Source organism: Mesorhizobium quangtriensis (assembly GCF_040081925.1).
Classification (GTDB): Bacteria; Pseudomonadota; Alphaproteobacteria; order Rhizobiales; family Rhizobiaceae; genus Mesorhizobium_K; species Mesorhizobium_K quangtriensis.
The window spans coordinates 250,828-264,378 of sequence record NZ_JBEBMF010000005.1; the positions used below are offsets into that span (position 1 = coordinate 250,828).

At 62.5% G+C, this 13,551-nt stretch carries 16 protein-coding genes; 4 read left to right on the forward strand and 12 right to left on the reverse strand.

The genetic code is table 11. The annotated features are described in order from the left end of the window. Nucleotides 1-8: 8 nt before the first annotated feature. Nucleotides 9-446, reverse strand: coding sequence for a YqaA family protein (locus ABMA32_RS23650; protein WP_349016198.1), 438 nt, complete (start codon nucleotides 444-446; stop codon nucleotides 9-11). A 67-nt stretch (nucleotides 447-513) separates the two neighbouring features. Next, nucleotides 514-1,110 carry a TetR/AcrR family transcriptional regulator gene (locus ABMA32_RS23655; RefSeq protein WP_349016199.1) on the reverse strand — a complete coding sequence of 199 codons (597 nt, stop codon included), beginning with the start codon at nucleotides 1,108-1,110 and terminating at the stop codon, nucleotides 514-516. A 298-nt stretch (nucleotides 1,111-1,408) separates the two neighbouring features. On the opposite strand from ABMA32_RS23655, the gene ABMA32_RS23660 reads away from it, so the two are divergent. The 3 genes from ABMA32_RS23660 (at nucleotide 1,409) to ABMA32_RS23670 (ending at nucleotide 3,311) form a co-directional block, all read left to right on the forward strand. Further along, the gene (locus ABMA32_RS23660) at nucleotides 1,409-1,936 is read left to right on the forward strand and encodes a hypothetical protein (RefSeq protein WP_349016200.1); all 528 of its coding nucleotides are present in this window, start codon (nucleotides 1,409-1,411) and stop codon (nucleotides 1,934-1,936) included. Nucleotides 1,937-2,483: 547 nt separating this feature from the next. Continuing rightward, the gene (copM, locus tag ABMA32_RS23665; protein WP_349016295.1) at nucleotides 2,484-2,930 is read left to right on the forward strand and encodes a CopM family metallochaperone; all 447 of its coding nucleotides are present in this window, start codon (nucleotides 2,484-2,486) and stop codon (nucleotides 2,928-2,930) included. 48 nt (nucleotides 2,931-2,978) lie between these two features. Then, entirely contained in the window at nucleotides 2,979-3,311 is a 333-nt protein-coding gene (locus tag ABMA32_RS23670) for a four-helix bundle copper-binding protein (RefSeq protein WP_349016201.1), read from the forward strand. Nucleotides 3,312-3,497: 186 nt separating this feature from the next. Here the strand turns inward: ABMA32_RS23670 and ABMA32_RS23675 are convergent, their stop codons facing one another. The 5 genes from ABMA32_RS23675 to ABMA32_RS23695 form a co-directional block, all read right to left on the reverse strand. Continuing rightward, nucleotides 3,498-6,668 (reverse strand): efflux RND transporter permease subunit, encoded by a 3,171-nt coding sequence (locus ABMA32_RS23675; RefSeq protein ID WP_349016202.1) that lies wholly within the window; start codon nucleotides 6,666-6,668, stop codon nucleotides 3,498-3,500. Beyond that, nucleotides 6,665-8,104, reverse strand: a complete 1,440-nt coding sequence (locus ABMA32_RS23680; RefSeq protein ID WP_349016203.1) for an efflux RND transporter periplasmic adaptor subunit — start codon at nucleotides 8,102-8,104, stop codon at nucleotides 6,665-6,667. Before ABMA32_RS23680 ends, ABMA32_RS23675 begins: the two co-directional genes overlap by 4 nt. Beyond that, a complete protein-coding gene (locus ABMA32_RS23685; RefSeq protein WP_349016204.1) occupies nucleotides 8,101-8,502 on the reverse strand; it encodes a FixH family protein in 402 nt (133 codons plus the stop codon). Before ABMA32_RS23685 ends, ABMA32_RS23680 begins: the two co-directional genes overlap by 4 nt. Nucleotides 8,503-8,626: 124 nt before the next feature. Continuing rightward, on the reverse strand, nucleotides 8,627-8,953 hold the full coding sequence (locus ABMA32_RS23690; RefSeq protein ID WP_349016205.1) for a hypothetical protein: 327 nt from the start codon (nucleotides 8,951-8,953) through the stop codon (nucleotides 8,627-8,629). Nucleotides 8,954-9,203: 250 nt separating this feature from the next. Further along, nucleotides 9,204-9,770, reverse strand: a complete 567-nt coding sequence (locus ABMA32_RS23695; RefSeq protein WP_349016206.1) for a Spy/CpxP family protein refolding chaperone — start codon at nucleotides 9,768-9,770, stop codon at nucleotides 9,204-9,206. 70 nt (nucleotides 9,771-9,840) lie between these two features. Between ABMA32_RS23695 and ABMA32_RS23700 the strand changes: the two genes are divergently transcribed. Then, a complete protein-coding gene (locus tag ABMA32_RS23700) occupies nucleotides 9,841-10,371 on the forward strand; it encodes a Crp/Fnr family transcriptional regulator (protein WP_349016207.1) in 531 nt (176 codons plus the stop codon). Between the two features lie 22 nt (nucleotides 10,372-10,393). On the opposite strand, the gene ABMA32_RS23705 is transcribed toward ABMA32_RS23700, so the two are convergent. The 5 genes from ABMA32_RS23705 to ABMA32_RS23725 form a co-directional block, all read right to left on the reverse strand. Next, the gene (locus ABMA32_RS23705; protein ID WP_349016208.1) at nucleotides 10,394-10,897 is read right to left on the reverse strand and encodes a c-type cytochrome; all 504 of its coding nucleotides are present in this window, start codon (nucleotides 10,895-10,897) and stop codon (nucleotides 10,394-10,396) included. Nucleotide 10,898: 1 nt separating this feature from the next. Then, nucleotides 10,899-11,774, reverse strand: a complete 876-nt coding sequence (locus ABMA32_RS23710) for a WD40/YVTN/BNR-like repeat-containing protein (protein WP_349016209.1) — start codon at nucleotides 11,772-11,774, stop codon at nucleotides 10,899-10,901. Nucleotides 11,775-11,802: 28 nt separating this feature from the next. Further along, nucleotides 11,803-12,183: a YkvA family protein gene (locus ABMA32_RS23715; protein ID WP_349016210.1), complete on the reverse strand. Its 381-nt coding sequence runs from the start codon at nucleotides 12,181-12,183 to the stop codon at nucleotides 11,803-11,805. 56 nt (nucleotides 12,184-12,239) lie between these two features. After that, entirely contained in the window at nucleotides 12,240-12,437 is a 198-nt protein-coding gene (locus ABMA32_RS23720; RefSeq protein ID WP_349016211.1) for a heavy-metal-associated domain-containing protein, read from the reverse strand. A gap of 96 nt (nucleotides 12,438-12,533) precedes the next feature. Next, complete coding sequence (locus ABMA32_RS23725) at nucleotides 12,534-13,550, reverse strand: 2Fe-2S iron-sulfur cluster-binding protein (protein WP_349016212.1); 1,017 nt, start codon at nucleotides 13,548-13,550, stop codon at nucleotides 12,534-12,536. Nucleotide 13,551: the final 1 nt, after the last annotated feature.

The following is a 13,551-nucleotide window of genomic DNA, read 5'->3' on the forward strand; positions in this document are numbered from 1 at the left end:
GAACCACCTCACGTCAAGCTCAAGGTAGCCACGGCTAGTACAAGATAGCGCGCTGTCTTGGCAATCGTGACGAGGAGGACGAAGCTCCACAACGGCTCCCGCAGCACACCGGCGGCGACTGTCAGCGCGTCGCCGCCGAACGGCGCCCAGCTCACAAGCAAGCTCCACCGGCCCCAGCGCCGATACCAGCCGGTGGCCCGATCGAGCATGGATGGACTGACAGGAAACCAGCGCCGGTTTCGAAAGCGTTCGATCCCGCGCCCCAATGCCCAGTTGACGACCGCACCGAGCACGTTCCCGAGGCTGGCAACGCCGACCAGCAAAAGCGGTGAATGCGTTCCAGCCACGAGAAGACCAACGAGTACCGCTTCCGACTGCGCTGGCAAGATGGTGGCGGCGACGAACGAGATCGCGAACAATCCACCGAGGATCGCGAGATCATCCATGCCGAGAATTCGGCTGCATTCGGGAAACCTTAGCTTGCATGCGACCGTGACGCCTGAAGCTCATCGATCACGTAACATGGACCCGGCCCCTTGCTGAGGACGGAGGCCTTAGTCCCGCAAGAGTGACCGCGACCAGCCGACGGACCGCGGCCTTGGACGGCAGGCTACTGGCCGCTCCGAGGGCGTGGAGACAATAGGTTGCTAGCTCATCGGGCGCGACATCATTCCGGAAGTCGCCGGCCGCTGCGCCCTCGGTCAGCAGGTTGCGAATGAAGCCGTTAAGTTGCTTCCGGGCATGAGCAACGTGTTCGCCTTGGTGAAGGCGCGCCGCAAGCTCATTGCCGTGATGGTCGTGGGAGATGGATGCATAGGCCTCAAGCACAGCTTCCAGCCGCGCCCTGGCGTTGCCAGCCTGGTCCCGGACCGCGATGAGATGTTGGAGGTGGCCGGCAACCTGGCGTTCATGCCAGGCGGTTAGAATGGCCTCGACGTCAGGGAAGTACTTGTACAGCGTTGCTCGACCGATGCCGGTCTCCTCGGCAATCCGCGACATCGTCACCGACAGCAGCCCTTGTTTGGCCACGAGCGCGGCAGCCGCGTCCAGCGTCGCGTCGCGCACAGCGCGGCGATGCGCGTCGATCGTTTCGTTCCACAGCTTCGGCATCACCTAAGCATATAGCAGACGGCGACAATGTCGAGATACGAGACATATCGACTTGATATAGACATACTGTCTCGATAAAGTTGTGCCCCTGAACTAGACGACAGAGTGACGGAGGAACCCGCATGGCCGATCCGCCCCCTTACCCCGGCGTCCCACGCTGGGTGAAGGTATCGGGGATAATCTGCGCAGTCCTTTTGGGGTGTGTCGTAGTCCTGATACTTGTAGGCGGTTCTGGTCGCCACGGTCCTGGTCGACACGCAACGCCTACTGACCTCATTGAGCCTCGCACGCAACAGCCATGATCATGACGCCCGGCCTCCGCAAGTTCGCGCTTTGCGCGCATGTCACGTCGTCGGTCGGCACGCTCGGCGCTGTGGCGGGTTTTCTGGCTCTCGCCATCGCCGGTCTGGTCAGTCAGGACACTCAAACGGCGCGTGCCGCTTACCTTGCCATGGAGGTGACGGTCTGGTTCGTCATTGTCCCGCTGGTTTTCTTTTCGCTGTTCACCGGGATTATCCAATCGCTGGGAACACCCTGGGGCTTGTTCCGGCACTATTGGGTCTTGGCGAAACTCGTGGTGATGATCGTTGTTACCCTGGTCCTGCTGCTTCAGCTGGAACTGCTCGGCTACCTGGCGGACGCCTCGTCTGAGACATTGTTCTCCAGCGCCGACCTCCGAGGGTTGAGGATTTCCCCTGTGATCCATGCTGCGGGAGGCCTGCTGGTGTTGCTCGTGCCCGTGGCGCTGTCCCTCTACAAACCGCGCGGCATGACCCGCTATGGGTGGCGCAGACAGCACGAGGGACGCACCGCGTCACTGCGGTAGCGCGCCCGCCGTTTGGGTTGGGCGAGGCATTTCCCCATGGGATCTGGTTAAGGTTGGACTCGCACTCGGAACAAAGCCGGCAGGCCCTTCGTTTGGTCAACATGTCACGCGCTGGATTTTTGCGGCTCCTGAAACGGGCAAACTTGGCCTGCGTCGTATTTGTCGCGCTGGCGATGATCTTTTCCGCAACAGCATTTACCAAATTTGCCGACAGCAATCATCGGTCCGCAACCTCAATTTTGATCGTTTCACACGCCGTGGAACAACCGAATGTCGCAGCCAGCAAAACCAGTCCCTGCTCGGACGACGGTCATGGCCTCGGACAATGCTGTTCTGCCCTGCATTGCCTAGTTGGCTTTCCGGTAGCTCCACATGCTTTGCCGAATGTGCCACCGGCGGCTCTTGTCGGGCCCGAGACGGCCGATCTGGGCACCTCACTGATGCCGGGTCGGCTTGATCGACCCCCGAAATCCTAGGCGCGTTCCCCTTTTTGAGCGACGAGCCAGACGGCTCGTCGACGCATTGTCCAACATTCAGGAGAAAGATCATGGGTAATTTCAAACTCGCATTCGCCACGGCACTGCTCCTCTCGGGCTTCGTTTCAGCCGCTGCGGCACAGGAATCAAAGCCGATGGCGATGGCTGCGACGCCATTGCCGGCGCAATGCGGCCAACCCGCCGACGCATCCGCCGGCCATAAGATGCCTGACATGGCCGGGATGGACATGTCGGGCATGGATGAAGCGCACAAGGCGTTCACGGCCGGGATGATGAAAATGCATCCGGCCATGATGCAGGGGATGATGGCCAAGGATCCCGACGTTGCCTTCGCCTGCGGGATGATCGCGCACCACCAGGGCGCGATCGACATGGCCGAAGTCGAGTTGAAGTTCGGCGACAACGACGAGGCTAAGCAGATGGCTCAGAAGATTATCGATGCGCAGAAGATGGAAATCACCGAATTCACCCAATGGCTAGAGGCCAACGCAAAGTGAACCCCGGGGAGCGCCGCAGGGTGCTCCCATCCACAAAAGGATCCCGACATGCATCACCTCAGCCCCGAGATGAAAAACTGTATCGACGAGTGCCTACGCTGCTATTCTGTGTGCCTTTCGACCGCGATGGGCCATTGCCTGGAAATGGGCGGCAAACACACCGAAAAACAGCACTTCACGCTGATGATGGCCTGCGCCGAAATCTGCCGAACTTCCGCCCATTTCATGCTCATCGGCTCCGAACACCACAAACATACGTGTGGCGAATGCGCGGAAATCTGCAACGAATGCGCGGATGACTGCGAGCGCCTCGGCGACATGCAGGAATGCGTCGATACCTGCCGTCGCTGCGCGGACAGCTGCCGGAAGATGGCGGCGTAGGCAGCCGATTGTCGAAGGGCGCGAGGTTCGAGGCCCCGCGCCCTTCGACACAGTGTCACCTGAAGAACACGAACTTCACCATGGCGGCGATGAATAAGATGGCAAGCGCTAGGACGATCAGCCCACCGACACCCATACCCCACATCATTCCGCCCAACATCATATCGTTCATCATCACTTTTCTCCCTATTCCGAGGGAAGGCTGATCGGCCTGTTGGTTTCGATGCCCTTCTGTGCCCGCGCTTCGCGCGGCAGCCGCCATCCCTTGACGATGCCGTAAACCGCCGGGATCACGACCAGCGTCAGGATCGTCGACGAAATCATGCCGCCGATCATCGGCACGGCGATCCGCTGCATCACTTCCGAGCCGGCGCCGGTGCTCCAGAGGATCGGCAGCAAGCCAGCCATGATGGCGACGACGGTCATCATTTTCGGCCTGACGCGCTCCACCGCGCCGAACATGATGGCGGCATGGAGGTCGTCGCGCGTAAACGCGCGTTTTTCAGAAGCGCATCTTGCCTTCACATCGGTCAGAGCGTGGTCGAGATAGATCAGCATGATGACGCCGGTTTCGGCGGCCACGCCGGCCAGTGCGATGAAGCCGACGGCGACGGCGACCGACGTGTTGAAGCCCAACCACCACATCAGCCAGATGCCGCCGATCAGCGCGAAGGGCAGCGACAGCATGACGATCAGCGTTTCGGTCAATCGGCGAAAGTTCAGGAACAGCAGCAGGAAAATTAGCGCCAGCGTCAGCGGCACCACGATCTTTAACCGTGCTTCCGCACGTTCCAGATATTCGAACTGGCCACTCCAACCGAGCGAATAGCCGGTTGGCAGCTCCACGCCGGCAGCGACCGCTGCCTGCGCGTCGGCGACATAGCCGCCGAGATCACGGCCAGCGATGTCGACGAAAATGTAGACGGCCAACTGGCCGTTCTCAGTTCGGATTGAGGTGGCGCCGCGCGTCAACTCGACCTTCGCCACCTCGCCGAGCGGCACGAAGCCGCCGCCGGGCAGCGCAACCTGCACCTCGCGCGCGATCGCCTGCGGGTCGCTGCGGAGCGCGCGCGGATAGCGTATGGCGACGCCGTAGCGTTCGCGACCCTCCACTGTCGAGGTGATCACTTCGGCGCCGAGCGCCATCGAAATCACGTCCTGCACGTCGCCAACCGAAAGCCCGTAGCGGCCGAGTGCGGTTCGATCCGGCACGATATCGAGGAAATAACCGCCGATGACGCGCTCGGCATAGGCGCTGGAAGTGCCAGGCACATTCCGCAGCACCGCCTCGACCTGGCGCGCGACCTTTTCCATCTCGCCAAGATCGGTTCCATAGACCTTGACGCCGACAGGCGTGCGAATGCCGGTCGACAGCATGTCGATGCGGGCGCGGATCGGCATGGTCCAGGCGTTGGACACGCCCGGAAATTGCAGTGCCGCGTCCATTTCGCTCTTCAGGCTTTCGGACGTGACGCCGTCGCGCCAATGCTCCTTCGGCTTCAAATTGATGATTGTCTCGAACATTTCCGTCGGCGCCGGGTCGGTCGCGGTCTGCGCCCGACCGGCCTTGCCGAACACGCTCTCGACCTCGGGGAAGGATTTGATGATGCGATCCTGCATCTGCATGAGTTCCGCCGCCTTGGTGACGGAAAGACCGGGAAGAGTGGTGGGCATATACATAAGCGTGCCTTCGTCGAGCGCCGGCATGAACTCGGAGCCGAGCTGCCGCGCCGGCCAAACTGTCACCGCAAGGGCCATGATCGCGAGCAAAATGGTAAAAGTCTTCGCCCGGAGCACGCCCTTAATGATCGGGCGATAGAGCGCGATCAGCAGGCGGTTGAGCGGGTTTCGGTGCTCCGGCACGATCCGGCCGCGCACGAACACGACCATCAGCGCCGGCACCAGCGTCACCGAAAGCAATGCCGCCGCCGCCATGGCGAAAGTCTTGGTGAAGGCAAGGGGGCCGAACAGCCGCCCTTCCTGGCTCTCCAGCGTGAAGATCGGCAGGAACGACACGGTGATGATCAGCAAGCTGAAGAACAGCGCCGGGCCAACCTCGCCTGCGGCCTCGATCAGCACCTCGACCCTGGGCTTGTCCGGCGGCGCGCGTTCCAGATGCTTGTGAGCGTTCTCGATCGTAACGATCGCCGCGTCGATCATCGCGCCGATTGCGATCGCGATGCCGCCGAGGCTCATGATGTTGGAGCCGAGGCCCAAGAGCTTCATCGCGGCAAAGGCCATCAGGATGCCGACCGGCAGCATAATGATTGCGACCAACGCGCTTCGGACATGAAGCAGGAACACGATGGTGACGAGTGCGACGATGACGCTTTCCTCGATGAGCGTGACTTTCAAGGTCTCGATCGCCGCGTCAATCAGTTCGGAGCGGTCGTAGACGGGGATGATCTCCGCGCCGCCCGGCAGGCTCTTCTCGATGTCTGCAAGCTGCGCCTTGGCGTTGTCGATGACGGTCAGCGCGTTCGATCCGACGCGCTGCAAAACGATGCCGCTAGCCACCTCACCCTCGCCGTTGAGTTCCGCGATGCCGCGCCGCTCGTCCGGCACGATCTCGACCTTGGCCACGTCGCCGAGCCGGAGCGGCACGCCGCCGACGGTTTGGAGCGCGATGCTTTCGATGTCGGCCATGTTCTTCAGGTAGCCGCGGCCGCGCACCATGAACTCGAACTCGGAGATCTCGACTGTCCGCCCGCCAGTATCCATGTTGCTTGTGCGCACCGCCTCGCCGATTTCCGACAGCGTCACGCCTTGGGCGCGCATCCGCGCCGGATCGACGACGATCGAATACTGCTTGACGAAGCCGCCGACGCTGGCGACCTCGGATACTCCTTCGGCCTTCGACACGCCGAAGCGCACCACCCAGTCCTGCAGAGAGCGGAGTTCGGCGAGCGACAGTTCCTTGGCCACGACGGCATACTGGTAGACCCAGCCGACGCCGGTGGCGTCGGGCCCGAGCGCTGGCGATACGCCATTCGGGAGCCGGCTGGCCGCGGCGTTCAGATATTCCAGCACCCTGCTGCGCGCCCAATAGGGATCGACGCCGTCCTCGAAAATCACATAGACGAAGGACACGCCAAAGAACGAGAAGCCGCGCACCACTTTGGAGCGCGGCACGGTCAGCATGGCGGTAGTCAGCGGATAGGTAACCTGGTCCTCCACCACCTGCGGCGCCTGGCCGGGATAGTCGGTGAAGACAATGACCTGCACGTCCGACAGGTCAGGGATGGCATCGAGCGGCAGGGTGCGCACCGCATAGACGCCAGCCGCAGCAGCAAATGCTGTCGCGAAAAAGACGAGGACGAGATTTCTGGCCGACCAGGCGATAATCCTGGCGATCATGGCTTTTCCTCAGCCGCAGTCAGCGCGGAAAGCGCTGCCTTGAGATTGCTCTCGGCGTCGATCAGGAAGTTGGCCGAGACGACGACGCGCTCGCCCTCGGCGACGCCTTCCATGATCTCGACCATATCCTCGCCGCGCGCGCCGATCTTCACAGGGCGCGGTTCGAACCTGCCTTCTCCCTTGTCGACGATGACGACCTGGCGGTCACCGGTGTCGAGGACCGCGCTGTCCGGCACCGTCACGACGGGCCCACCGCCGCCGGTTGCGATCTCCACATCGGCATACATGTTGGCGAGCAGCAGCCCCTCCGGGTTGGGCAGTTCGATGCGCAGCTTGGCGGTACGGGTCTGGCTCTGGATTTCGGGATGAGTCAGGCCGACCTCGCCGTTGAAGATCTTGCCCGGAATGCTGCGGATGCGGATGATCGCCTTGTCGCCGGTACGTACGGAACCCAACTCATACTCCGGGACGTCCGCCATCACCCAGACGGTCGACACGTCCGCGATCCGGAACAGCGTTTCTCCCGCCTCCGCCATCATGCCGTCGATCGCCATGCGTTCAAGCACCACGCCGCCGCGCGGCGCCGTCAGCGTGACCGAGATCGGAACCTTCCTGGTCTTCTCGATTTCGGCGATGGCTTCGGCTGGAACCCCGAGGTTTTCCAGCCGTTGCAGGCTGCCCCCGGCGGCGGCCTTCCCGGCTCCGCTCTTCAGGTCGGCCGCGTACAGCGCGCCAGCCGCCGCGATCTCCTTGGCGTAAAAGCGCACGAGCGGCTGACCCTGCTCGATCATCTGCCCGGTGGTGATGTCCGCCACCTCCTCGAGGAAGGCTTCCGTTCGGATGGACACGACGTTGACGCGACGCTCGTCGAGTGTGACGGTTCCAGGCACGTTGACCGGTCTGACGATCGCCGTCTTTGTGGCGAGGATCGTCTTGACGCCGGTCCGTTGCAGCTTGCCAGCCGACACCGTCACAATCGAGCCATCATCCGCCTCGCCTTGATAGACTGGGATATAGTCCATCCCCATCGAATCCTTCTTCGGCAGCGGCGAGGTGTCCGGCAGACCCATCGGGTTGCGGTAATACAGGACGTTCCGTTCGTTGGTTCCTGCATCGGCCGCGTTCGCAGCCGGCAGGTCGAAGCTCACATCTTCGCTGGCCAGAACCGCCGTGAAATCACGGCCGTCGGCAGCCTTTTTCGGCGTTGCAGAATACACCGGATCGCCATCCGGATGACGGTAGTAGATGACCGCGCCCGAGGGTCCCAAGCCTGAACGCACAAGTTCCAGCTCGGCGCCAAACGCGCGCCTCGCAACCTCATCGATGTTTCGCAAGGTGGCCGGGACAGAAAGATCGCGCTGTCCCGCTAAATATCCGCCGGCGCCGGCCCCCACTGCGACCACCATAAGCGCCAGGAATGCTGCGGGCCTCTTCATTCGACGGCCTTGAGGACGAGACGGCTTTCAACCGTCCCGGTCTCCCCCTGCAGCTTCGCGGCGATCGAGAAGCGCCAGCCTCCAGCCATGATCAGATTGGTCTTGAACCGATAAACGCCCGATTCATCGGACGGGATCGCCTCGACGGGCGTGGTCATCGTTTCCATTCCGTCCGGCGCCATGTCCATGCGGGTTGCGAAGACAACGGCATCTGCAACGGGATTTCCGGTGCGCTTGTCGATCAGCCTGATGGAGACGGTGGCGCCGTCGCCCTGCTTGATCTCATTTTCGACAAGCTGGAATTCGTAATCCTCAGGCGCGGCCTTAGCCGCCTGGGAAACAGCGATGAGGGACCCGAGCCCCAGAATCGCAGCGTGAAGGGAAAACTTCGATTTCATGATTCAAGTTCCCACTGTCATGGGCCGGCGCACTCGCGCGGCATTGGGCATGACGAACGCCATGCGGCTTCGCCCGCGCAGCTTTCGGCCGCACGGGTTCAGGCGCTCGAAGCGCCTCTGACAGTCAGGCTTTCGGAGGTCTAGGCGGCGGTTCTCCGCCAAGCGAGGTGAGGACGGCTTCGCAACCACTGCGATATCCGTCCCGGATCGGCAGACGGACGAAAGTAGGCGGCTGCGTCACGGTGCCGCTGAGCAGGCCGGAAATGCAGAGAGCAGCGAACGGGCAGTCTTTCAAGCAGTCTGGCACTGCGGGCTGGTCGTCGGGGCAGCAGGGCATGTCGACCGGCATCGACGCCATCTCAGGCGCCGCCATCGCCCATGCAGTCGACGGAGCCGCCATAGGCGCAAGCACCAGCGCGAAAAGGGCCAGCGGCAGCAGGAGGCGGCTCAAGGGCGACCAGATTCTCATCAGCCCAAGATGTCACAGCGCCGAACGCTTGAACAGACTCATCGTTGGACCGTGATCTTTCGGTGAACTGTCGTTCCGGCCCCGCGGCTCTGATTCCGAGCATGGCTGGAGGAGCATTCTCGGCCGCAACGTCAAAGGGGTTCGGCCTTCCGCAGCTTGAAGCAAGACAGAGGATGGCTGGCCGTGGCCTTGCACGTCGAACCACGGCGCACAAGCAGCTTACCCAGGCAGCCTACTCTGTACTCGCCCCGTATCCGCGAAGCCTCGAATATCGGCCTACCTGCTCGGGCGAAAGAATGTCCGCCGTCTCGAGATGATAGCGGAGGTGCGTCGCTCGCAGATCGCCTTGCGCGGCAGAGATCCGTGTCGTGGCTTCGGAGAGGCTGGCCGCGGTTATCTTTTTTTCCGCGAACAGGCTGTCCAGCGTCGCCTCCTCATCGATGAGGCGTCTTCCGATCGGGATAGCCTCTGCTTTCATCCGTTCCAGCAATTTCCTGGTCCGCGACACCTGTTCGTCGGTGAGATCAAGCGCCTTGGCGAGTTCGAGGACATGCAACGGGCCTGGATACCCGTTCAGTTCGGCCGCCAGCGCAAGGCCCATCCCACGACCAGCCTCCAGGTCTGCGATTTGCTCCTCAGACAGCGCTTTCACGCGCCGCGCCTCCATCCCCGAATAGGGCGAAGGCGAAAGAACCTGTGTGGCGGCCGAATGGCCACCATGGCCGCCGTGGTTCTGGGCGATGGCAGGCGCGGCCGCGGCAAGCGCCGAAAGAAACAATGCAGAAAACATGCGGTTCATCGGGATATCTCCGTAGCTCGGTTCTTGCCCTGTTTGACACGGCCGCTGCGCTGAAGACATGATCGCGATCATGTCTGACTCATTGTTCGAACGATTCCTAAAGCATGCGGACCGGGAGCAGCGGCTTGCCGCTGGCAGTGCCCTTTTCCGCCTCGGCGATCCGGTCCTGTCGCTCTTTCTCGTCACTGCGGGCGAACTGCGCCTTGTCCGCGCACTTCCGCATGGATCCCAACTGACGCTGCAGCGCGCCCGCTGCGCTTCAGTCCTGGCTGAGGCTTCGCTGTTTGCCGACCGATATCATTGCGACGTGTTAGCCGCTGAGGAATCGGCGGTGCGTGCCGTGCCGGTGGCGAAAGCCAGGTCGGCGCTTGAAAGCGATCCGACGCTGGCTTCTCTCCTGATGCGCCATTTGGCAGGCGAGGTTCACCGGACGCGGATGCGCGCGGAGATACTGTCCCTGAAGTCCGTGGCTGCGAGACTCGGTGCCTGGATGGCGCTCAACGGCGATGCCTTGCCACCCAAGGGACGTCGGCACCTGGTCGCGTCGGAAATAGGGGTTACGCCGGAGGCGCTCTACCGCGAGCTTGCCCGCCGACGCTGACGTCGCGCCTCGATGATGCGGCTCATCGCACAGAGGATTGCCGAAGCGAGTAGACACGGTTCAGTTCATCGTGGTGACGGCGCATGTCTTCTGGCCAGCGCGACTTGATGTAGGACAAGGCCGCAAGGATATCAGCATCGCTCAGGATTTCCCCGAAGGCTGGCATCCGTGTTTTGTAATTCTTGAGATTTGCGGCATCGGCGACGCCGAGTTTCGTTATCTTGAACAGCAACGTGTCCGGATGGTGCCAGGTGTGGCCGCTCTCGTCGTGCGGCGGCGCCGGAAGGAACCCCTCCTTGTCCTGCGATTGCCACTCCGGCTGGCCTTCGAGGTTCCTGCCATGGCAAGAGGCGCAATGCGTCACGTATACGACCTCGCCGCGGGCAACGAGACGGAGGTCATCGGGCTTGAGATGCCCACTCGACTTGCCTCCGAAAACAAGAAACACGCAGACCGCCACCAAAGCGGCGAGAGCAAGCACAAGCGCCAGCTTTCCAATCACCCGGCGATCCGTTATCGCGATCACGTCAATGACCGAGTTCGGTCCAGCTGGCGCCACCGTCGGTGCTGGCCAGGATGTCTCCTTGGTGTGATGCCACGAATATCCGGTCCATATCCGCTTGGTCGACCGCGAGATGCAGCAGGATTCGGTCACCCAAACCGTTGGAAACCGGAGCGAAGACCATGTCCGCCTCCGTCGACCGGACAAGTCCTCGTCCCACCACGAACGCATAGACGGAACCATCGGCCGTCACCTCGACGAGACTGACGGGCGCGCCTTGGACAATCGTTTCCCAGCTTTGGCCGCCGTCCTGGCTGACCGATAGACCAGCCTCTGTGGCAGCGTAGATCGTGTCGGCGTTCTTTGCCGAGGCAGCGAGGTCGATCAGCTTTTCCGGCAGCGGGCCGACGATCGACCACGTCTTCCCGGCATCGCGGCTTACCTGGAGCGCGCCATAGGCTCCGTAGAGAACCAGTGGATCCGAAGAACTGACCGTCATCTGGTGGAAGTCGACCGGACCGTTTGCTCCCGGCGAAATCTGATCCCAGGTGACGCCGTTGTCGGTGGAAGCGATGAAGCCCAGATTGCCGCCGCCAGCCGGATGGCCGCTGGCGTACAGCGTCTTTGGATCGGAAGGATCCGGGCTGAATCCCATGAAGTCTTGCACGGGCGAAATGAGCTCCGCCTTGCCGTCCGATCCGGAGCGGAACAGCCCATGGTGGGTCGCGATCAGGAGCTTCTCCGGATCCTGCCTGTCGACGGCCAGCCCGTGAATGTGTGTGTGCTCTTTCAGCTGCGAAACGGAGAGCGCTTCGGTTCCTGCCGCCGAGCCTGCCGCGACGGCTCCAATCGCAAGGCCTGCGATCAGGTTTGCGGCGATCATTCCCATAAATGTTCTCATCTGTGCACCGCGCTTGTGAGATTGAAGTTCAGTTGCGGAGATAGCGATACCCGAGCCATGTCGTCAGCGCGATAGACGCTGCCCATATGCACGCGATCACCACTGCGGCGGTTCGGCTCGCGGGACGCCGTCCAGCGAGAGCCGCGGCCGCTCGGTGCTCGGCCATGACCTCCGGCGGGATCATTTTAACCACGGCCAGAATGCCGAGCGGCACGATTATCGCGTCGTCGAGATACCCCAGGACGGGGATGAAATCCGGGATCAGGTCTATCGGCGACAAAGCATATCCGGCAACGCAAAGCGCCAACGCCCTCGCATACCAGGGTGTGCGAGGGTCGCCGGCGGCAAGGTAGACGGCATGCACGTCACGCTTGATCGTGCGCGCCCAGTATTTCAGCCTGTCGAGCACCGGATGATCCTACTTGCAAACAGGCTCCCTGCGCGAGTCGAACAGAGGCGCCGCTTTCAGGCCGCCTTGTTTGCGTATCCCGCAGTCTCTACGGCCTGCGAAATTCTTGCGGCATCCGCGGTAGATTCGATCGTCACGATTTTCGACGGGAGATCCACGGTCACAGCCGCACTGCTATCGACACTTCTAACCGCCTTCGTCACGGTTCCCACGCAGTGCCCACAGGTCATGTCAGGCACGTTCAACTTCAGCATTTTCAGTCTCCTTCATATGATTTGGCGCGTCGCCAGGACTTGAACATGGGGTTTCCAGTCGCTGGAAGGTCAAACCCCAACGCGATCACGGATGCGTTACCGTGGGTCTCTCGCGTGTTCCGGCGTGAAGAAGACGTCCGCATGGATGTCGGCGACGCGAAGGCCGCGTTCCAGCAGCATCGGCCCGGCGGCGTCCACCATTGCCGGCGGGCCTGCAAGATAGGCCTTCCAACCGTCGAGATCGCCGAGGTCGGCCGCGACCGCGTCGGAGACGTAGCCCGGCCGGAAGCCCGGGCCGGAATCCTCCGACAGGACGGGCACGAAGCTGAGGTTGGCGTGCCTCTCCGTCAAAGCGGCGAAGCGGTCGAGCAGATAGAGGTCCCGCTCCGACCGGGCGCCGAAATAGATGCGGATCGGCTGACCCATGCCCTTGGCGAGCGCGGTCTCGGCAACCGCCTTGACCGGCGCCAGTCCCGAGCCGCCGGCGATGCCGAGGATCGGGCCGGAATGCTTTTCGCGCAGGAAAGCCGAGCCGAGCGGACCTTCGATGGCGACGCGGTCGCCAATTGCGGCGCGCGCCCAGATCAGCTGACTCGCCGCGCCTTCGGGAACGCGCCGGATATGGAATTCGACAAGCTCCTCGTCCGGTCGGCTCGCGACGGAATAGTCGCGGGCCGGCGCGCCCGGATAGAGGAAGCGGGCATATTGCCCCGCCTTGAAGGTGAAAGCGCCGCGATCGTCGAGCCTGACCCGGATCAGTTTGATGTCGTGCGTCGCATCCTCCACCGTCGCGATGGCGCCTTCGAACCGGCCGACCGGAATATCGGCGATCTCGTCTGCGCCCCCGAGCCAGGCGACGGTCGCGTCGGTGAGCGGCTGCGCCCGGCAGGCGAGGATCAGGCCGTCTGCCCGTTCGTCCGGCGAAAGTGCAAAGGGAGTGTGCGGAAGCATGTCGACCTCGCCGCTGACCAGGCGCGATTTGCAGGAGCCGCAGCGCCCCGATTTGCAGCCATGCGGATACCCAATGCCGGCTGCGAGCGCGGCGAGGAGGATGGTCTGGCCGTCATTGACTTCGAGGCTGCGGCCGGCCTGCGGAATGAACACTTTCGGCATG

Coding starts and splice junctions, on each gene's coding strand:
- ABMA32_RS23725 (WP_349016212.1), bottom strand. CDS start 13,550: ATGCCGAAAGTGTTCATTCCGCAGGCCGGCCGCAGCCTCGAAGTCAAT.
- ABMA32_RS23655 (WP_349016199.1), bottom strand. CDS start 1,110: ATGCCGAAGCTGTGGAACGAAACGATCGACGCGCATCGCCGCGCTGTG.
- ABMA32_RS23670 (WP_349016201.1), top strand. CDS start 2,979: ATGCATCACCTCAGCCCCGAGATGAAAAACTGTATCGACGAGTGCCTA.
- ABMA32_RS23710 (WP_349016209.1), bottom strand. CDS start 11,774: ATGAGAACATTTATGGGAATGATCGCCGCAAACCTGATCGCAGGCCTT.
- ABMA32_RS23660 (WP_349016200.1), top strand. CDS start 1,409: ATGATCATGACGCCCGGCCTCCGCAAGTTCGCGCTTTGCGCGCATGTC.
- ABMA32_RS23685 (WP_349016204.1), bottom strand. CDS start 8,502: ATGAAATCGAAGTTTTCCCTTCACGCTGCGATTCTGGGGCTCGGGTCC.
- copM (WP_349016295.1), top strand. CDS start 2,484: ATGGGTAATTTCAAACTCGCATTCGCCACGGCACTGCTCCTCTCGGGC.
- ABMA32_RS23720 (WP_349016211.1), bottom strand. CDS start 12,437: ATGCTGAAGTTGAACGTGCCTGACATGACCTGTGGGCACTGCGTGGGA.
- ABMA32_RS23700 (WP_349016207.1), top strand. CDS start 9,841: ATGTCTGACTCATTGTTCGAACGATTCCTAAAGCATGCGGACCGGGAG.
- ABMA32_RS23695 (WP_349016206.1), bottom strand. CDS start 9,770: ATGAACCGCATGTTTTCTGCATTGTTTCTTTCGGCGCTTGCCGCGGCC.
- ABMA32_RS23680 (WP_349016203.1), bottom strand. CDS start 8,104: ATGAAGAGGCCCGCAGCATTCCTGGCGCTTATGGTGGTCGCAGTGGGG.
- ABMA32_RS23675 (WP_349016202.1), bottom strand. CDS start 6,668: ATGATCGCCAGGATTATCGCCTGGTCGGCCAGAAATCTCGTCCTCGTC.
- ABMA32_RS23650 (WP_349016198.1), bottom strand. CDS start 446: ATGGATGATCTCGCGATCCTCGGTGGATTGTTCGCGATCTCGTTCGTC.